The sequence below is a fragment of the Pseudomonas sp. C321 genome, from assembly GCF_055407105.1.
In genome coordinates, this window is record NZ_JBUZRB010000003.1 from 187,312 (window position 1) to 204,641 (window position 17,330).

Here is a 17,330-nt window from a genome sequence, read left to right on the forward strand (position 1 = left end):
TGGTTTGTTTGTTAATCGAATTATAGCATTTTGGTTTTGCAAATTAGCCCGTAAGCAATGAAAGTTGAAGAGTTCCTATTTAGGATGGCTGTCGATTGATTTGAGAGCTTTCTAAGGTTGGAGGGTGCCTTTGTGGTGGGTAAGGTTAGGACGGCTCATGGCGGTGGTTTCAAGGTACAAAAAAAGCCCCGTAGGGCTTCTGTTGGTGGCTTATCTTAATCAAAGACCTTTACTGTGAAGCTGAAATGTTGAGGTGTTGATTTCGCAAGAGAAACGTATTTGACAGTGACTGTGCCATTGTTAACGCTAGTGCCAGAAAGCGATAATCTTTCTAATCGAATTCTAGATTGTGTTAAGCCATCTTGATTAATGTATTTATCCAATGTCACTGGTACTGATGATATTTTTACGTTAGCTGATTGACCCAGTTTCGTTTTAAATGTTTTTACAAGATTAGTTATTTTGTTTTTATCGAAAGCCTCGGAACTTAAATTGTCAGCATTAATATTCATTACATAGGCTTTGCCTTCAAGCTTCGATGTGTCTATTTTGTTGAGTTGGTCGATTATCAAATCGCTTTTTGAGATAGAGGTTGTGGTGAAACTCAAGTTTGAAAGAACTGAATCTTGCAAATGTTCAGTGCTAGGTGCGTTTATTTCATCGCTTACCGAAACAGCAGTGCAGGTATTTGAATCAAGAATTGGCGTGGTTCCATATGGATAAACAGTACCTGTGGTGCTTTCAGCTTTTACTAAATACTTTGTGATTTTACCTATAAATCCGGCTGGGCATTCTTCTTCAATGATTTCTTTCGTAGTCGTTGTGATTTCTTTTATGCACGATGTTGTGTCTTCGCTTTTCGTTTGGAACGTTGTGTTTGTCGCTCCGCTTATAGGGTCAAAGATTGTGATGTTGTCTCCAGTCTTGGTAACGTTTCCTGTGTACGTTCCTGCTTGTGTTCCATAATACGAATCACAGCTTACGGTTTCGCTACCGGGTTTTACTTCAACAGTGACGGGGCCTGACGCTTTGCAGCTATTTTCAGTTTCAACAATGTATGAAGAATCGTTTTGTGACCAAGAGATGTATTGTTTTAATTTTAAGTGCGTTTCTCTTATGATTTTTCCTGATTGGCCTGTTGGGCATGAAACCTCATTTGTGCTTGTTACTGTGTCTTTCATGTAGTAGCAGGCATTAGAAATAAGCACTGTTAATTTCCAATCGCTGGCAATTCCTGCTGGTGTCACCGTCCTTGAATAAAGCCCGTTCGTAGTTCCAAGTGGGTAGTTTGGGTTCACTGATGGGCAATTCTCTTGTACAAGCTGTTTGTTTTCAGTTTTTGAACAAGTGTCTTGTGTTGTGATAAAGCCAGAATCATTTTTTGTGCTACCAGTTTTCCATAAATCATACGTTCTCGATTGCGTCATTTGCCCGGTGTAACCAGCGGGGCATGTAGGATTTTTGGTTTCAGTTACTGTCTTAAAGCATTTGTTAACGTTTGTAAAAAATCCGTTTAAATTCCATTCTCCTGCTATGCCGTCTTTTGTCGTTCTTGTCCATGTCCCAAAAATCGTTCCGAATGGAAATTCAGGGTTTTTTATTGAGCAAACTGGATTATCAAAAACCTTTGTTTCTACTAATTTACAAGTGCTAGTAACCATCACACCAAAACCTGTTTTAAAGTTACTGTTTACTCTGTCTGAACTCCATAGCGTATATTCACGACGTTTATTTATCGACCCTGTTTCTAACGGATTTTCGCATTTTTGCGAGACTACTTCTGATACAACTTCCGATATTTTAGCTTCTTCCATTGCTGTGTTTGTCGATTCGTAGCATTTTGACAATATTTCAAATCCGTCGCCATACGATTCACTACCATTTACAAAAACTCCATTTCCTTTGTTTACATAGGTTTTACTACCATCTTTATTAATAAAAAAGACTCGTCTCATACTGATTTGTTGCCCCGACTTGCATCCCCCGTCTGTTGACCATGTTTCTGCGCCTAGCGATTCTTCGTATGTTTGTTCAGCAGGCCATGTAATTGCTGATGCTGTGTTTGCTATCAACAAAACAGAAAGTGTTGATATGGCTATTAGTGATTTTTGCATGATTTAAAGGTTTGTTTATTAGCTTAATTATACCATTTTGCCGTTTGCATACTTTTCCTTTTGGCAAAATTAAAGCCTCTGTTGAGGCTTTAATTGATAAGTGGTTAATCATGAAGCGTCTCTGTGGGCGTCGTAATCGTTTGTGTCTTCATAATCTTCAATAGGAATTCCTTTGAAGTCGGTGCTTAAAAAAGAACGTGACTGTGCATCCATATCAACGAAACCCACTGAGTCAACAATTTGTCTCGTGGCCTCAATCAGGTTTTGTTCATCTATATTCTGTTTTCCTGATTTGTTTTGAGTTGAGTCATTCGCATGGGATAAACTCGAAAGCAAGGCTAAAGCTGCAAAGGTAAATAATCTGATTTTCATTTTAGTAAAGGTTTGTTGTTTTTAAATAATAGCATTTAAAAAAAGAAAATCTAATTATCTTAAAGAATAAATTCTTTATTGTCTTTATTTTTAAATATAAATGTTAAACTGTAAAGGCAAGCAGCAAGTTGTTCATCTTTTAGTAAAGTCCGCTGCTTGTAGTTAGGTTTGTTTTTAGAGAAGCCCGCAATCATGCGGGCTTTTTGCTTTCTCTGATTGCTAAGTGGCTTTGCTGCGAGATCTGGAGGTAGGATCAGATCGTCTACCTCCAGGGCTGCACTGACATGTCTCGACCGATCCGCAACAGGTACAACCCTAGGGAGCGCATTCAGCTTGATTTTGACGTGGCTACGTGTGTCCTGAACCTGAATCAACACCTACAAGCTTTCCGTGAATTCTCGGTCTCTGATGACCGCGAAGCCTTTCTACGGACACTAGGAGAGGTGGCAAGGAATGCTATGCACGTACACCAGATCATCGCCTGTTGGCTTGGGCTTTATGGCTTGGGTGAGGATGGGGAGTGGAAGGAGTACTGCAGGGCGTTTGTGGAGAAATTCGTAGAGGTTGATACGGGCTTTGCAGAAGTGGCTCTAGCTGATGCCGTCAGCTACTCACAGAGCCTGCTGGAATCCCTCGATGCTGCACGTAGTCAGCTTGCCGGTGGACCAGAGAAGGGCGGTTAGGCTTCAACCAGTTCTAGGATTTCGCAACGGCTATCAATGATGAGCCTTCTGCCTTCAAGGTGGCCTATGGGCTCTCCGTACTGAAATAGGACGTTATCCACAAGGAATCCTGCTTCTGTATGGAGGTTGGCGGCGGTTAGGCTGGAATCGAATCTGTACAGCCTTCCGGCTACCAGCGCGCCTACATCTTGGCCGTTGTGCAGCACAATGCACGGAATTTGAGGGTTGTAGCTGAATTCCTTGTCCATACGGTCAACTCCCTGAACCTGCGGTATGGATGAGTATACCCGGCCCTGCGCTCCCTGGACTTGGACAGATTCTATCGGGGTAATAGAGGCTTCGGATTCTGTTCGGAATGGCCTAGGAACGGCCTAGGGAAGGTTGAGTACCTGGTGGAGCATTCGCTGACGCGAGAAGCACCTGGTATGGCTTATATGATTGGATAAGTAGATTCTCGTTGAATGATTCGACTGTACAAAACAAAAGGCTTTTTGGATTTTATTCACGGGCTATTCAGTGTGATAGAAGTAAATGGCAAATGGGTTGAGCTTTAATGCTTGCCATTTGCCGCAGGCATTGAGCTTTATTTAATCCTACCTGCAAATTTATTGAATAGACCTTTCATTCCTGACGTGGTGAAGCGGCTAGCTACGATTCGTTTATAGTGATTGTACCGATTGACTTGTTTGTAATAGATGAGTTCTCTGATTAGCCATGCTACTTTTGAAATCTTCTGTGCGAACAATCCGATTGTCCATAAACAAATCGAACAGATGATTACTAAGTGGAAGGGGAACATGTCGGAGATTGGTGTGCTGCGAACAGAAAAATAAGCATACCAAACATAGATGTTTGCTGAAATGAACATGATAACCAATAAAGTTGGCAGAATCATCCAATACCTAAAAAGGCTGTGATCTGCTTGCATTAACCTTCGTATTGGAAAGAAAGTCGCTAATAATCCATATGGGAAAAATAGCGCCGTCAATTTAGCTATTTTGTAGAGGTTGTCTACTTCACAATATTGGCTCATTGCATAATCGAATTGTTGCTGAATAGCGCTTTTCTCTTCATCTGAATACTGAGATTCATTTTTTGATATTTTGATTGACATTATAGTGTTAGGTTGTTTTCCTAATTATAGCATCTGCGCAATCTCAAATTGGCCATAAGGCCAACTTATATATTGTTTTTTCCGAATTTGCTTGAAGAGAATTCTATTCCTTGGGCGTGTTCAGGGAGATTTCTTTCTGTTGAATACAGAATCACTCCAATGAATTCTTTGATTTGGGTGGATCTGCGAATTATGTGAATGCATAACATCAAGACAATACAAAGGTAGATACTGATTCCCATCAAGGTTGAATAAATGTCACCAATTCCGGTGATTCTGTATCCGATATTTAAACTGCCGGTTATCTTTTCTATGTCGATAACCTTATAGATAAATAGCGCTTTTATGTACCATAAGGAGTGGTACAGCATCACGGCATAACAAGTTATTGAGAGAAAAAGTAAAACCAATTCTTGGATGAATTTAAAAATATCCGTATGTTTATCAACTGTTGTTCCATTGATGTTTTGAAGAATTGTAGTCGGGGCGGTGACAGAAAAACCTATCATGGATTTTATAGATGTATATATTACGCTCAAACCACTCAGAACAATTGCAAGAGGAATTGCCCAAATCAAAGCGTTTCCACCCAAAATCAGGGAGTTTGCAAAAGTGTCCAGGAAGGCAGCCATTTGCGGAACCTTGACAATTATAGCTAGCGCTATGAGAGCTTCAGGGCCAACGCTTAATCCTACGGGGTTGTAGATCTCATTAAAGCTTGTGGAAGCGGTTATGCCTGTTGCAAGGATTGCAATCTTACCTGTGAATGATCCGAAGAAGCTTGATGCAAGCTCTATTACATTCTTGCTAGCGTTTAATCCTGCTGCCTCTTTAGTTCTGCTAAAAGTGTTCTTTCTTATCGCATCATTTACTCTGAGTTCTGCCTTGATGATCATACCTACTGCAAGAAGGTTTTGCCCAAAGCCTTCAATTTCTAAAAACACAGAACCACATTCTCTGCCACTTGGCGACGTTGAGCTAGAGTACTGCAAGCAGTCAACAACTCTATCTATACTTAAAGGACCGTCATTTCCGATTGTAATGGATTTCAAAAATGCTGTGTCCCAATCCTTTGCAACTGGTGATAATTGGCTTGCATCAAGACTATTGTTTATGAAGTACTGTAAATTAATATTCGACTGAATCCTTTCGTATTCGACAGTAAAAGCTTCTTTGTCCTTGATTTCAGATGTGAGTATGCTTGACGATTGATACATGTCTAATTTTAACGTTGAAGCTAATTGCTCACCTGGGCCAGAGAATAGGGTGTTTTTGAAATCGGTATTCAATATCTTTGCAAAAAAAGTAACCATGTTGGGATTGGTCATGTATCTGTTTTTGAAATACAGGTTGTAAAAATTCAGAGAGTCAGCACAGTTCTTTGGGCTTGAATCATTTGCACAAGCCCTTTCTGCACAAGCTCTCAACGTTGATTCAAGAGTCGAATTGCTAGTAAAGGTGGTTGAGTTGGCATCACGATCTAAACTGGTTTCTGACCCGGCGCTGTGGTCAACAGTTGAGCAAACTCTTACCATTCGGTCTTTGGGTATCAACGCTTCTGTGTATCCTGGAACCCTGTTGAGGTCATCAATCACGCGCCCGTGCATGCATTTTGCGGCATCGTAGGCATAGTCTTTAATGCTATTAGGGCTCATACCGCTAAGATTGAAATTCTCTTCGTCACTGCAAACGAGCTGACCTGATGTGTATGTGTCAGGTACTCCCAATCTAGGTTTACCTGCCTTGATTACGTTCTCAGCGATTCCTTGTGCCTTCTGAATATATTCTTCCTCAATGATACGTTTCATTGTCTCAATCGAATTTTCCACATAGCTGGATAAGCCATAACGTTTTGCAATGCTTTCAGTATTCATGTCGATAGTGAAGCTGACATCTAGTATGCAGCTCCCCACTTGGTGAAAGGCTGAAAATTCACCTGTAGACTCGTTAAAGTTGAAGATGATTTTTTGTTTTTTTGAGGCTTCTTGCTCTGACATACTCGACGTACACAATTGAAAGCTAATCGCGTTGTACTCGTTAGCTGGTCCACCTGAATTCACAGCGGGGATAAAGCGCTTTGGGTATTCAATTTTGGTTTGTTGAGCATCGTTGAATAAATAATATTCCGCTATGGAGTGAGCTTTGTAAAACGTCCCTATCGCTAACTTTGTAAATATGTTGTATCTAATCCCCTGTTCATTCACGAAAGCGGGAAAAGCAAAAGCATAAAATAGTAAGGTGATTAATGTGGCCGTTAATGCGGAGTTTTTCTCGTTCATTTTTTGAGAGGCTGCGGCAAATACTTTAATATAAAACCACCTGCTAAGAATTAAAAACGCAAGAGTGGTAATCACTGTGAGCATTTTCCAGATAGACTGATTTACAATCTTGGATACGCCGCTATTAAACTTGTTGTTCTTTCCTGTGCAGTTATATTTGCCAGTCTCTGTCCCTTGAGCAATGCTCTGTGTCATTTTACAGCCATACAATGAGTCTAATACTGGCTCTGTGAATCCAGACCTTCTTTCTTCATCTGTTTGAGACTGTATAAATGCAGTTGCTTTAGAACCAATAGACTCTGCATTAGCAAATTGTGGGAATAGGGTTAATAGAAGCAGAAATGCATAAGTTGAGAATTTCATTAAAGGTGGGCTTGTTTTAAAGTATTATACCATTTCAAGCCCTTCCTAATGACGCGTAATCAGCTTCGTTTGTAAGATGTTAAAGAAGAAATAAAGCCTGTGCTTAACTTGTTAATCATACCTATTGAGCCGATTGATAAAACGTTCACGATTGTCATCATCCAGCCTATAACCTTGATTCCCGCTTCTGCAAACATCATGTGTCCTCCGAGTAATTTAAGGGTGTTTTGCATAAAGTGCAGACAAATGCTTGTCGAAACCAATGTCACTATGAACGGTCTTATACACTCAATAAAGAATCCAACAATGTTGTCAAAGATACCTCCCCTTTCATAATAGAACGATGCATCTGTGAATACTAAAACGACCCTGATTACCTCCCAATTTATTGTATATGCAATAAGAGGCAGTATAGGGAAAACTGCAATGCTCACTGCAAACGCAAAAATATTCCTGCGCATTGCGGCGAAATTGTCAGCGTCATTCAGTCTCACGAAAGCGAATAGGAAGAATGGTGAGAATTTTATGAGTGCTATCACGAAGTATTTTTGTGTGACCGCCATTGTGTAGAACGGCAATATAGTTACTGAGATAAGCAAAAATCTGTAACCGTTACTAATCATGTCAAGTGTCAGACTCAAAGACACAATGCTTGAGCCAATACCTGCTGCTATGAAAGTTACTGTCTGTGCTAATGAGCTTCCAGCTTGGATTTTATTCGGCTTTCCAATGTTAGCTGCGCTATCGGTTTTAGGCATTTCAATTTTTGACTTGGCATAATCGTTAGCAATTTGCCCTGTAATAGCTAGGGTCAGTCCGAAGGCTCTCAAATCGCTAGCCGTATTGCTTAAGCTGGTTGCGTACAATTGATAACATTTGATTGGGTGGGTAACTGAAAGCTTGCAGCGTTTTAAGGCAGTGGAAGGCAATTCAAAGCCTATTCCTGCGCCCTGTTCAAAGTCATTGTGCATTCCGGCAGACGTACCATTATCGAAGATCAGTTTCTGAGTAATAGCTTCTGCATCAGTGATAGTTGGCAATGTTGCACGGTCAGTCTTTATAAAGTAATTTCTGACGTATTGGCTGATGTTGACTCGGTTATTGTAGTCAGCTTCATATCCGTGCGCTCGTGCCCATTCATCATCTATGAAGAAATCCACTGCTTTTCTTTCTGAAATTTGCAAGACTTTGGTGTTGAATAGGTTTTGATTGATGCTCGTAAAAGTAGTCTCTTCAACAAGATTCTGGTAATTGAAATAGAAATTTAGCTCCCCCTCTTTAATCATTTTTTTCAACTGAGTCAGGATCGAAGGACTTTCCAAAGCCGTGCTGAACGCATCGTTAAAGGCTAAAATTCTGTCACGATAAGTGTCTTCCAGTTTCTTTCTTGTTTCGTAGAGCTTTGTTTTGTAAGTCGCTATTGGGTCTTCGCCCATTACTTGCCAGTCGTTTCCAACGCATTCAATTGAACCTGTGCCTCTTGTCCCAATACCTTTATGTGCATCTATGTAGGTTTTCGCGGAAAGGCGCAGTTGTTTATTTTCGGCACATACCAGATTCAAGACAGTCACAGCCACATCGTCTGCTAGCTTAAAATCGTTTGGTAATTCTTTGAGGTAAGTGTTTGCTCTTGTATCCTTATAGAACATCACCATTACGTTGTTTTTTATGTCTTCGTATTCTGCTTTCTTGTTTTCAAACGGGCCGTTACGCAGTTCATTTCTTAACTGGTTTGCAGTTGCTTCTACTGTGCGAATGTCAGCTTCGTCCCTGTACCTTTCGTTGTACCTGACTTCCTTTAGGTAAGGTGTTGCTGCACCTGCATCAAGCTCTGATTTGAATACCGTCACAGGGTCAAGCTTAAACAATAGCTCTCCGTTATCGCTTAATTTCTTAAATGTGAAGGTATTGTTTTCCTGTTTTGAGATGTCAGATAGCGAATTCGATACAACCCAATTCGATGAGTCACTCTTGTTGAAAATGTCGTTGTAGAGTTGACTTGAAAGCCTCGCGACAATGGCTTTTGAAATTAATTGGTTTGACAAAGCTGAAGCCGTAAAGGCGGCTTGTCCCTTTGTCACATCATCTACAACGCCTGTTTCAGAGTCTTTAACGGTTGTTTCCAAATATCCTTTCTGTCTAACCCAACTTACCATTTGTATGAATTTCTGCTTTGCGATTTCAGATGTTACGTCAAGCCTTATAATTACTGCGTCTGCTATGGATAAAGAGTTTTTCTGTCCAACCATCCCTAGCCCAAATATCCCTACCGCCGCAATTGCTATGAATAGGTTATTCAAGAAGTTATATCTGGCTTTTACCTGTTCTCCATGATCATTTTTTGAGTCATGAAATTCACCCGTTTTCCAAGCTTTGAGCGCCATGATTAACCATATTATAATAAATATGGCAATTATTAGGTAGGAAGCTAAATCCCTTGTGTATTGCTTGTCTCTTATAAAATGATCTTGGTTCGCTTCATCAAAACGTAACTGTGAATCTGTTTTTGTTTCCTGGATCTTTGCGTATTGTGTATCTTGATCATTGCTTAGAAGAAGAACCCCTTCGCCAACGGAACTGCTCATTAGTTTCATGGCGATGTTTTCAGGGCAAAGCGTTGATGAATTAGGATCTACTGTTTTGTTATCTGATTTGAATCCACATTCTGCTGCAGATGCTTGTGACATATACAGGAAAGGCAATAGAAGAAAGGCGAGAGCTAATTGACGCATTAGTAATAGGTTTGGTTTTCTAAATTATACCATTTGGCTTCGTGATTTCGGCTGATAAGCCGATTGCCTTTTTACCCATTTGCCATTCTCCTGGTGGATCTTCCTCCCTCCTTGGATAGGCAGTGTGTAGCTCTCGCTCTGCTTCCTACCCCATCACATTGCATAGCTTGTGGCCTACTGTGCCGGGGAGACAAGCAAGCTCCTGGTGAGCTGTGCGAAACATCAGACGTGTTAGGTTGCTTTGTTCTCTGTTCTCAAGCTGTGATCCGCATATTTTTTCAAAATCGTTTTAATCGACCTCCTTACACCTGATCGAGTTTGACTATCAGAAATGGCAAGTGTGAACAGCATTTCCAAAAAAATCAGATTTATATTTTTTTCCAAAATAGTCATTTCCTTTTCTTAAATGACCTCTAGCCCCGAGAAACTAAGAGCTGCAGCGATGTGCGAGCTTCTATGTGTTATTTACCAAAATCATCATTTTGGATTTAAGATTTTTTGGCTAAATAAAAATCTGTTTTTTCTAGATTCTGGCTGTTTGACAATATTTTTAAAATCATTAAAGTTCGCTTCATCGAATCAACGGGATTCGAAAAATAGTGGTTATGGAAATGCCTTGGCGTGAAAGCTCTATGCGAAGCTTCAACGGTATTACCAGTAAGTAATCGTACCAATCGCACTATCTGAAATAGCCCATTTCTAAACGCTGATTGATTTCAGCAGTGCGAACCAGAAAAGTTAAAGTCTTTTCCGCTATCTCATTCTGAGAGGCGTACCCGGTATTTCCATATGGCTAATATTTTTAGAAATGAGATTGCGATTCACTGCAGCAAGAGCGATTTAGATGAAATAATTGATTTTTGTTTTAGCGAAGATGGAGGTAGGTATTATTTCGATTTTGAAAAGATTGCATCACTAGGTGGTAGCTCCGAACGTGAAGTTTGGGGTTGCGATTCTGAGGCATTTAATTTTGAAATAACAAATAAAACTGACGTGGTTTTGGTTTTTAGATTTGATACGTTGAATGGTGTACCTCATCGTATTGTTCCAATTCTATTGGATAAATTTAAAAGTTGTTTAATTTCGCATTTGTTGTGCTGTGAAATGCTTTCGTGTGCAGTAATTCTCACGCGTATTTCGAATCGAGTAAAACCATTGGTTGTGAGCGCTTACAAAGGTGAGTGTAGCCTCAATGAAGAACGATGGATTAACGATATAGGACTTATACTTTGGGGGTATTCAGAACGCCCTAGCTTGGCAGAGCAGGGATTTATAGATGTCGGTGGGGGTCATTTTGTTAAAGCCTACACACCTGATGAGTATGAAAGTCTGTATCCGAGATTTAAACCCGCATAACAAATGATACTTGCTTAAATCTTATGCATTAACTGAAACGCTTTCACGTTTCTAAAAGCAGTTTTGAACAATACTGCAATGCATGCCAGAAAAGTTAAAGTCTTTTCCACACGTCACTTCTGACGATGTGCGCCGCTCTGTGCGCGTTTGAAATATCTCGGTTCCAAAACAAAGCTGCTTGGTTTCATCGATTCTGTAATTAATGAATGTGTTTCAACTATCTCAAAGCCGTCTAATGAGATTGTACTGTGTGACCTTTTTTCAGGGTCGGGCAGGGTAGCGAATCACTTCAAAAACCGTTTTAAGGTCGTAGCTAATGACCTGGAGTACTACTCCTATGCGACGCTTGAAAATCTACTGAACAATGACCCTTCGACCGTCTACGAATGTCAGCCGATTCTTGATTACATGAACCACGCTATGGATGGTGTGGAAGGCTTCATTTTTCAGAATTACAGCGAATCCGGGGGCCGCACCTTCTTCACCAACGGTAACGCTTTGAAGATCGATGCTGGGGTTGCGCTTGTGTACGCGCTGTATGGCAATGGGGAGCTGACTGATGGGCAGTTCTACTATTGCCTCTGCTCTGTCCTAGAGGCTGCTGACAGGGTGAGCAACACGACCGGATTGTACTCATCGTTCCTAAAGAAATTCACTGGTGCTTCGCTCAAGCCCATCGAGTTCAGAGGGTTTGACCTGAAGGAGCCCGTGGCAAGCAATGAGGTGTACCTGGGAGACGCTAACGAGCTGTTGCAGCGCGTTAGTGGTGACGTTCTGTACCTCGATCCACCTTACACGTCGATGCAGTACAGCAACGCATATCACGTTCTGAACACCATTGCGCAGAACGAGCGTCCTACGATCCATGGGATCAGCGGTCGGCCTGAAGGCCGGAACGTCTCTCCATGGGCTAGCAGGCCGAAGGTGGAAGCCGAATTCAGGCAGCTTGTTGATTCGGCCAATTTCGAATACCTGGTCATGAGCTATTCCAACGAAAGCATCATGCCGATGGATCTGATTGCTGATGTGATGAGCAGTTACGGCAAATACCAAAGAAAGGAAATGCAGTACAAGAAATTCAAATCACGAAAAGAAGCTGCCAATGAAATTTACGTGACTGAATACCTACATGTGTTGCACAAGGCCAATTAATTAAGAGGATTAACTTAAAATAACTGCAAAATCATAAAAAGTTTTAGACGGAAAATTTATGTCCGCAATCCCGCTGGCAGTAATTTGTAAAGGTGATTTATGAGCGTCAATGAATTGGAAATAGACAACTTTTGGGAGCTTCTAAAGAAGAAGATTCACGATGGTGAGGAAAAGAAAGAATCGATTTTTGTCAGTATTGATGAAACCGAAAAGTTTCAGATAATTTGGGTAGGCAAATCAGAAATTGGTGATTTTCTAATTTATTGGATTGAGTGCTGGGGTCTTGATGAGGATTTGCATTTTTTAAAAGAGCAATTCGTGACTGTAGATTTCGAAGCCATGAGTGTATCACTTACCGATGGTACAACCCTGGCCTTTGAAGTTGACGAAGACCCATTTGAAGAATGAATGAACTACCTATCAGCAATTTAGCTGGCTGGTTTTAGATAAGGTGAATATATGTTGCAAGTGGAGTTTAGCTTTAATGGCGAGCAAGTAAAAATCGATAAATTCGTTTTTGATAATTTTCCTCAATGGGACAAGGTTTCGGATATCAGTCAGTATAGAGGTGCAGTTTCTGAATTAATCGATCAAATGGGTTCTGTTTATTATATCAACCTTTTAAACCCGGAGACATTGATTTTTTGTTATGAGTGTTATGGCTTTGATGACGATTTTCTTCAAGAAACATTTGAAAAGCTTATTGCATCAGGTATGACCGAAATTTACTTAAATTATGCAGACAATGACGGTGAATTTGCGGGTTACGTGGATTTCAGTTCTGGAGTAATGGTAGGAGAGGAATTCAACGGGGGCGACATAGCTGATGTTAGCGAGCAACTGCGTGCTGTTCTTGAGTCGTGGGACACAATGAATCATTTATTTAATGATGATGATTGAATAATGCCATTCAGAAATTCCGCTGATTGGATGATAAAAATGGTGGTTTTATGATGCTAATAGAAACAATTTCTCTTGAGGTAAGCGAAAGCAAAAGCAAGGTTTTTCAAGGATTTTGCATGTTTGTTGAAGAAAACAAATTTCGATTAATGGTTGATAATGGGAGATTTGAGAGAAAGGTTACGCGGGTTGATGTGATCGATAGCGAATGTGTTCAAATCTATTTAACAGATGAAACCTGTGTCTTCATTTATGTAGATACTATTGATTATGTTTATATTGATTGGGTTTTTGGGCAGGTTTCTAATTTGAGATCGGATGGAATAAAGCAGTGGAATGTGGCTAGTAAAAGATACGAGCTTGAGTATGAGGATGAATTCAAGACTCTATCTTTTTATTTGGATTGATTCGTGAATAGTGCTTATCGTTATTTGTGGGTTTTAAAATGATATAATTAACTCTATGAAAGTAATTACGCTTTCATAGCAAAAGGTAAACAAGCATGAGCAAACAATTTACGAAGGATAATTTAAATGACATAGTTACTGAGTCTATTGTAGATTCTTTAAACTACAATAATAAGCAAGCTGTGACTCGAGCAAGAGGAGGTATTCCCAAGCCGGATCAAACTTATTTTGAACGGTACTCTAACAATAAATCGTTGATTCTTAAAAACGCTGGAGTGGAAGAGTCATCGATTCCTGAGAGTATTAATATTGAAAATGTTTTAGTGGCTAAGCAAATTCATGATTATATAATTGGCAATCATCATTTGGTCGATTTTAAAGAGTATTATTTGAATGGTCATTTCAAAATTGATCCAACCGGTCCTCATACTACTTTAAAAATAACCGAAGAAAAACTACTTCGATATAATGGAGTTGAGACTCTGTTGAATATTAAGCCGTTGCATAATCAGCCGATAGGGAAAGGTTATACCGTTGACATTCCTTCGCAATACAACGTCGCACCTTTGAGAGCAAAAGGTCTGTTGCAAGGTTTGATGTTTGCTGAAGGTTCTGTCAAGTCAGCATATGAACACATGCAACAACAAGAATTAAATTTAAAGCAGAAAGAACCTCAAAGGCTAAAGCCCAAAATGTGAGAGCATCCCATGCTAAACAATCAGACCGCCCACACAGGCGGTTTTTTTCGGTAAAAAATAAAGCCCTATCAAGGGCTCTATAGTGATTTAACCGTTCTTGGACCGTTCCACCTCAACCCAAATATTAGTTTCTAGTCTATGCTTTTTAATGAATTTCTTACCATTGAGGGCCTCCAAATTTCTACCTGAAGTTAAGTGGATGAGGGTTGAGACTTGAAAATTGCATGCCTAGGATGGGGATCGCTGATATGGAAGCCGGGTGTGCTTCCTTTAGCTTCAGACTGGTTCAGTGACGGGCCTGAACTGCCTATCGAGTTTTCACGGGTAGGCGATGGTGGGGAGCTTGCAACGGCGGTATGCCTCAACGGTCCACCGTGTCAGGTGCTTTGGGCAGTCCTAGACGTTCAGTCGCTCGATGAGGCTGTGCAGGCCCTCCGCATACGTGAGCAGATTCCCGATTATAGAGCTGATGGAGTGGGTGTTTTTACCATCAACAGTTCTACGGTTGGTGTACTTGGGAAATGGGCAGCGGATAGGCAGCTCAATGCCGTCATATGGACTGCCTTGCCTCCACGATTTGAAGACGTAGAAGGCTTGATACCCTCTCTCGTTGATGTGCTTTCGTACCTGATCTCCCTGGACGGCAAGACGTTGGAACACGCCAAGGCGTACATGGAAAACGTCCCGGACCAGATCGATACACCCTACCGGCGAGAGATCAAAAAGCTTGGGTGGGACTGATGAGCAAGGACAGCAAGACACTGCTAGTTGGGATCTTTGAACATCTCCGGGTGTTACGTGCAACGGTCTCTGAATTGGAATCTGTTGTTGAGATCGAAGTTGATGCTCTCCGGGGCAGTCAGACTGTCGATGTGGATGACTCAATTCACCTGTCATTCATGAAGCTTCAAGACCAGATAGGCGAGATGGAAGAAACCCTAGCAACGATTGCTGAAGCCACAGGTGAGATTCCCAAGCTGTGATTGAAGGAGAAGGTTTATGTGTGGTCGATTCGTGATGTTCAGAAGCCTTGATGAGTATGTGCAGGAACTCGACCCCCAAGGTGATCTGTTCGCCAAGGTGGATAAGACACCCATTGGCCGCTACAACATCGCTCCCAGCACTGACGTTCCTGTCATTCACGCCGAACCTGATGGCCCGCAGATCTCGCCCGTGCATTGGGGTTGGAAGCGCGAGGTGTCTTGGCCGAAGCCGAAGGTAGTGCAGCCGATCAATGCCAGAATCGAAACCATAGCTCGTGGTCGATTCTATAAAACGCTTTTCCCTGACCATCGGGCGCTGATTCCAGCGGACGGCTGGTACGAATGGGTCAAAGAACCGGGTGATGAGAAGAAGCAACCCTTCTTCATCAGGTTGAAGAGCCACAAGCCTATGTTCTTCGCTGGACTGGCCCAGGTAGAGCCAGGTCCATCGCCTGATGAGCCACCGGGCTTTTTAATCATCACTGCCGATGCTGGTGGGGGCATGGTAGACGTACATGACCGTAGGCCCGTGGTTCTTTCTCCCGTGCTTGCGCGGGAATGGCTTTCTCCTGATCTGACGAAGGATCGAGCAAAGGAAATTGCCCGCGATCTTGGGCAACCTGCAGAAGATTTTGAGTGGTATCCGGTCAGCAAAGACGTAGGGAACGTGAAGAACAAAGGGGCTTATCTCATAAAGTCGATAACCTAAATGGTATAATTTGGGTATAACAAAATATTAAGTTTCCATGACTGACGTATCAGATATTAAATACTCGCCAGACCAAATTTTTTCAAATGATCAGATTGATCAATTGAGAAAGCAAGTCACATGGTGCGGCGGCACTATCGCGGATGAAATATATTGGGAAGGATATTCAGAGAGCCCATTATCAATCAATGAAGATCAAATGCTGTTTTCAAATAAAATGCCGAAAGGGGTTTAAAGGTTTAAGAGGGTTAAGAGATTTAGATGTAGGCAGAAAGAAATGCTATGATTTATTCATAACAATTAATAATATCCATGGCTAATCTAAAATCTGAATACCGCGCACAGGTTCAAAGCTTCATCAAAGCTTTGGATTACTCCAACAACGTCAGCCCTGACGTTGATTACAAAATGTCGAAAATCAAAGAAGAAGCGTTTCTACCGCGCTGGTTAACAGCCTTGATTGCAGAAGAGGTTCGTGCGCAAGGCGTGAAAGCCCCGAACATACTTAATTTTGGTAGCCCTGTTTTCACCAACACCGTGATTCAGAAGGATGGAGAAGACTACTATGGCTTTGACATGTGCAATGTCTATACACAGAAAGACCATGCTCCAATGACCATCAATGCCTTAACCAAGACTGTGGATAATTACGTCACCTTGAGGAATCACAGTGTCAGCCAAGGTGAGCTTATGCTTGATCTCGATAACACCTTTAAGAAGTGGTACGAAAAGGTGAAGGGTATGACGTTGAAAGACACTGAAGCGCAGTTGGTGAGGAACATCACTGAGAAGGGGATTCCTATCAAGAAGCTGGATGACCTCCAAAAGCTTTCTGGCGACGATTTCACTAAATGGCGTGAACTAGACATGCCCAATACCTGGATAGCCCACAATCCATACGTCAAAGGCTTTAAAAACGAATTCATTGTTCCCAACAGGTTTGCTGATTTTGAAAACTCTTTTGCTAAACGAGTGATGGGCGTTTTTTCTGAGCCTGCCCCGGTTGAGCAAAATAAGCCTGGTAGGCCAAGATTTAAGTTATGAAATTAATTCGCCTTATGGGCGAATTTTGCTTATTTGGTTTGGTATAATTTGACTCATAAACAAAACTATATTTACTATGAGTAAAATTAAATTCAAATCTGATGACGAATATTTAACCCATTTCGAAGGGTTGATTGACTCTTTAAGGCATATAGCCCGTGATTACGGTTATTGCGCGTATGGCTTATCTTACAAAGATTATTCAGGAAGAACTGTAATTTCTTTGGACTACTATGATGTAAAACTAGATTCGATGGTGAGCTGGGATCTGGTCAAAGAAGTAGGGGTTGCTGTTCGAAGATTCAAGAACAAAGAGGTATTGCTTTTCCGTGGCGAGACAGTAATAACTCATAAGCAGATAAAATATTTAAAAGAAATTGAATTACAAGCCTCCTAGATGGAGGTTTGATTTACTCATGCTCCC

19 protein-coding genes are annotated in these 17,330 nt (G+C 41.2%); 13 read left to right on the top strand and 6 right to left on the bottom strand.

All coding sequences use genetic code 11. The features are described 5' to 3' along the window. Nucleotides 1-215: 215 nt before the first annotated feature. The 3 genes from ACZRJ6_RS10415 to ACZRJ6_RS10425 all read right to left on the bottom strand — a co-directional run bounded on the left by ACZRJ6_RS10415 (nucleotide 216) and on the right by ACZRJ6_RS10425 (nucleotide 2,863). Nucleotides 216-2,114 (bottom strand): hypothetical protein, encoded by a 1,899-nt coding sequence (locus ACZRJ6_RS10415; protein WP_157222879.1) that lies wholly within the window; start codon nucleotides 2,112-2,114, stop codon nucleotides 216-218. Between the two features lie 108 nt (nucleotides 2,115-2,222). Beyond that, nucleotides 2,223-2,486 (bottom strand): hypothetical protein, encoded by a 264-nt coding sequence (locus tag ACZRJ6_RS10420; protein WP_138233662.1) that lies wholly within the window; start codon nucleotides 2,484-2,486, stop codon nucleotides 2,223-2,225. A gap of 59 nt (nucleotides 2,487-2,545) precedes the next feature. Next, nucleotides 2,546-2,863 (bottom strand): hypothetical protein, encoded by a 318-nt coding sequence (locus ACZRJ6_RS10425; RefSeq protein ID WP_177325585.1) that lies wholly within the window; start codon nucleotides 2,861-2,863, stop codon nucleotides 2,546-2,548. A gap of 81 nt (nucleotides 2,864-2,944) precedes the next feature. On the opposite strand from ACZRJ6_RS10425, the gene ACZRJ6_RS10430 reads away from it, so the two are divergent. Continuing rightward, entirely contained in the window at nucleotides 2,945-3,169 is a 225-nt protein-coding gene (locus tag ACZRJ6_RS10430; protein WP_463968085.1) for a hypothetical protein, read from the top strand. Here the strand turns inward: ACZRJ6_RS10430 and ACZRJ6_RS10435 are convergent. From ACZRJ6_RS10435 to ACZRJ6_RS10445, 3 genes are all read right to left on the bottom strand, one after another. Further along, nucleotides 3,166-3,417, bottom strand: a complete 252-nt coding sequence (locus tag ACZRJ6_RS10435; protein WP_057021777.1) for a hypothetical protein — start codon at nucleotides 3,415-3,417, stop codon at nucleotides 3,166-3,168. The genes ACZRJ6_RS10430 and ACZRJ6_RS10435 overlap by 4 nt on opposite strands. A 931-nt stretch (nucleotides 3,418-4,348) precedes the next feature. Further along, nucleotides 4,349-6,925, bottom strand: a complete 2,577-nt coding sequence (locus ACZRJ6_RS10440) for a hypothetical protein (protein ID WP_463968086.1) — start codon at nucleotides 6,923-6,925, stop codon at nucleotides 4,349-4,351. Between the two features lie 59 nt (nucleotides 6,926-6,984). Then, entirely contained in the window at nucleotides 6,985-9,612 is a 2,628-nt protein-coding gene (locus tag ACZRJ6_RS10445; RefSeq protein ID WP_463968087.1) for a hypothetical protein, read from the bottom strand. Nucleotides 9,613-10,446: 834 nt separating this feature from the next. Between ACZRJ6_RS10445 and ACZRJ6_RS10450 the strand changes: the two genes are divergently transcribed. The 12 genes from ACZRJ6_RS10450 to ACZRJ6_RS10505 all read left to right on the top strand — a co-directional run bounded on the left by ACZRJ6_RS10450 (nucleotide 10,447) and on the right by ACZRJ6_RS10505 (nucleotide 17,303). Continuing rightward, complete coding sequence (locus ACZRJ6_RS10450; protein ID WP_156890631.1) at nucleotides 10,447-11,013, top strand: hypothetical protein; 567 nt, start codon at nucleotides 10,447-10,449, stop codon at nucleotides 11,011-11,013. 147 nt (nucleotides 11,014-11,160) lie between these two features. Continuing rightward, complete coding sequence (locus tag ACZRJ6_RS10455; RefSeq protein WP_463968088.1) at nucleotides 11,161-12,165, top strand: DNA adenine methylase; 1,005 nt, start codon at nucleotides 11,161-11,163, stop codon at nucleotides 12,163-12,165. 99 nt (nucleotides 12,166-12,264) lie between these two features. Continuing rightward, nucleotides 12,265-12,573, top strand: a complete 309-nt coding sequence (locus ACZRJ6_RS10460; protein ID WP_108538121.1) for a hypothetical protein — start codon at nucleotides 12,265-12,267, stop codon at nucleotides 12,571-12,573. A gap of 51 nt (nucleotides 12,574-12,624) precedes the next feature. Continuing rightward, the gene (locus ACZRJ6_RS10465) at nucleotides 12,625-13,065 is read left to right on the top strand and encodes a hypothetical protein (protein WP_219022218.1); all 441 of its coding nucleotides are present in this window, start codon (nucleotides 12,625-12,627) and stop codon (nucleotides 13,063-13,065) included. Between the two features lie 26 nt (nucleotides 13,066-13,091). After that, complete coding sequence (locus ACZRJ6_RS10470) at nucleotides 13,092-13,472, top strand: hypothetical protein (RefSeq protein WP_463968089.1); 381 nt, start codon at nucleotides 13,092-13,094, stop codon at nucleotides 13,470-13,472. Between the two features lie 95 nt (nucleotides 13,473-13,567). Then, nucleotides 13,568-14,170 (top strand): PHP domain-containing protein, encoded by a 603-nt coding sequence (locus ACZRJ6_RS10475; protein ID WP_157222877.1) that lies wholly within the window; start codon nucleotides 13,568-13,570, stop codon nucleotides 14,168-14,170. A gap of 261 nt (nucleotides 14,171-14,431) precedes the next feature. Then, entirely contained in the window at nucleotides 14,432-14,911 is a 480-nt protein-coding gene (locus ACZRJ6_RS10480) for a hypothetical protein (protein WP_463968090.1), read from the top strand. After that, nucleotides 14,911-15,153, top strand: coding sequence for a hypothetical protein (locus ACZRJ6_RS10485; RefSeq protein WP_122749025.1), 243 nt, complete (start codon nucleotides 14,911-14,913; stop codon nucleotides 15,151-15,153). Before ACZRJ6_RS10480 ends, ACZRJ6_RS10485 begins: the two co-directional genes overlap by 1 nt. 16 nt (nucleotides 15,154-15,169) lie before the next feature. Further along, entirely contained in the window at nucleotides 15,170-15,862 is a 693-nt protein-coding gene (locus tag ACZRJ6_RS10490) for an SOS response-associated peptidase (RefSeq protein ID WP_463968091.1), read from the top strand. 37 nt (nucleotides 15,863-15,899) lie between these two features. Continuing rightward, nucleotides 15,900-16,097 (top strand): hypothetical protein, encoded by a 198-nt coding sequence (locus ACZRJ6_RS10495; protein ID WP_156890629.1) that lies wholly within the window; start codon nucleotides 15,900-15,902, stop codon nucleotides 16,095-16,097. Nucleotides 16,098-16,174: 77 nt separating this feature from the next. Beyond that, nucleotides 16,175-16,906, top strand: a complete 732-nt coding sequence (locus ACZRJ6_RS10500; protein ID WP_463968092.1) for a hypothetical protein — start codon at nucleotides 16,175-16,177, stop codon at nucleotides 16,904-16,906. A 76-nt stretch (nucleotides 16,907-16,982) separates the two neighbouring features. Further along, the gene (locus ACZRJ6_RS10505) at nucleotides 16,983-17,303 is read left to right on the top strand and encodes a hypothetical protein (RefSeq protein ID WP_156890628.1); all 321 of its coding nucleotides are present in this window, start codon (nucleotides 16,983-16,985) and stop codon (nucleotides 17,301-17,303) included. Nucleotides 17,304-17,330: the final 27 nt, after the last annotated feature.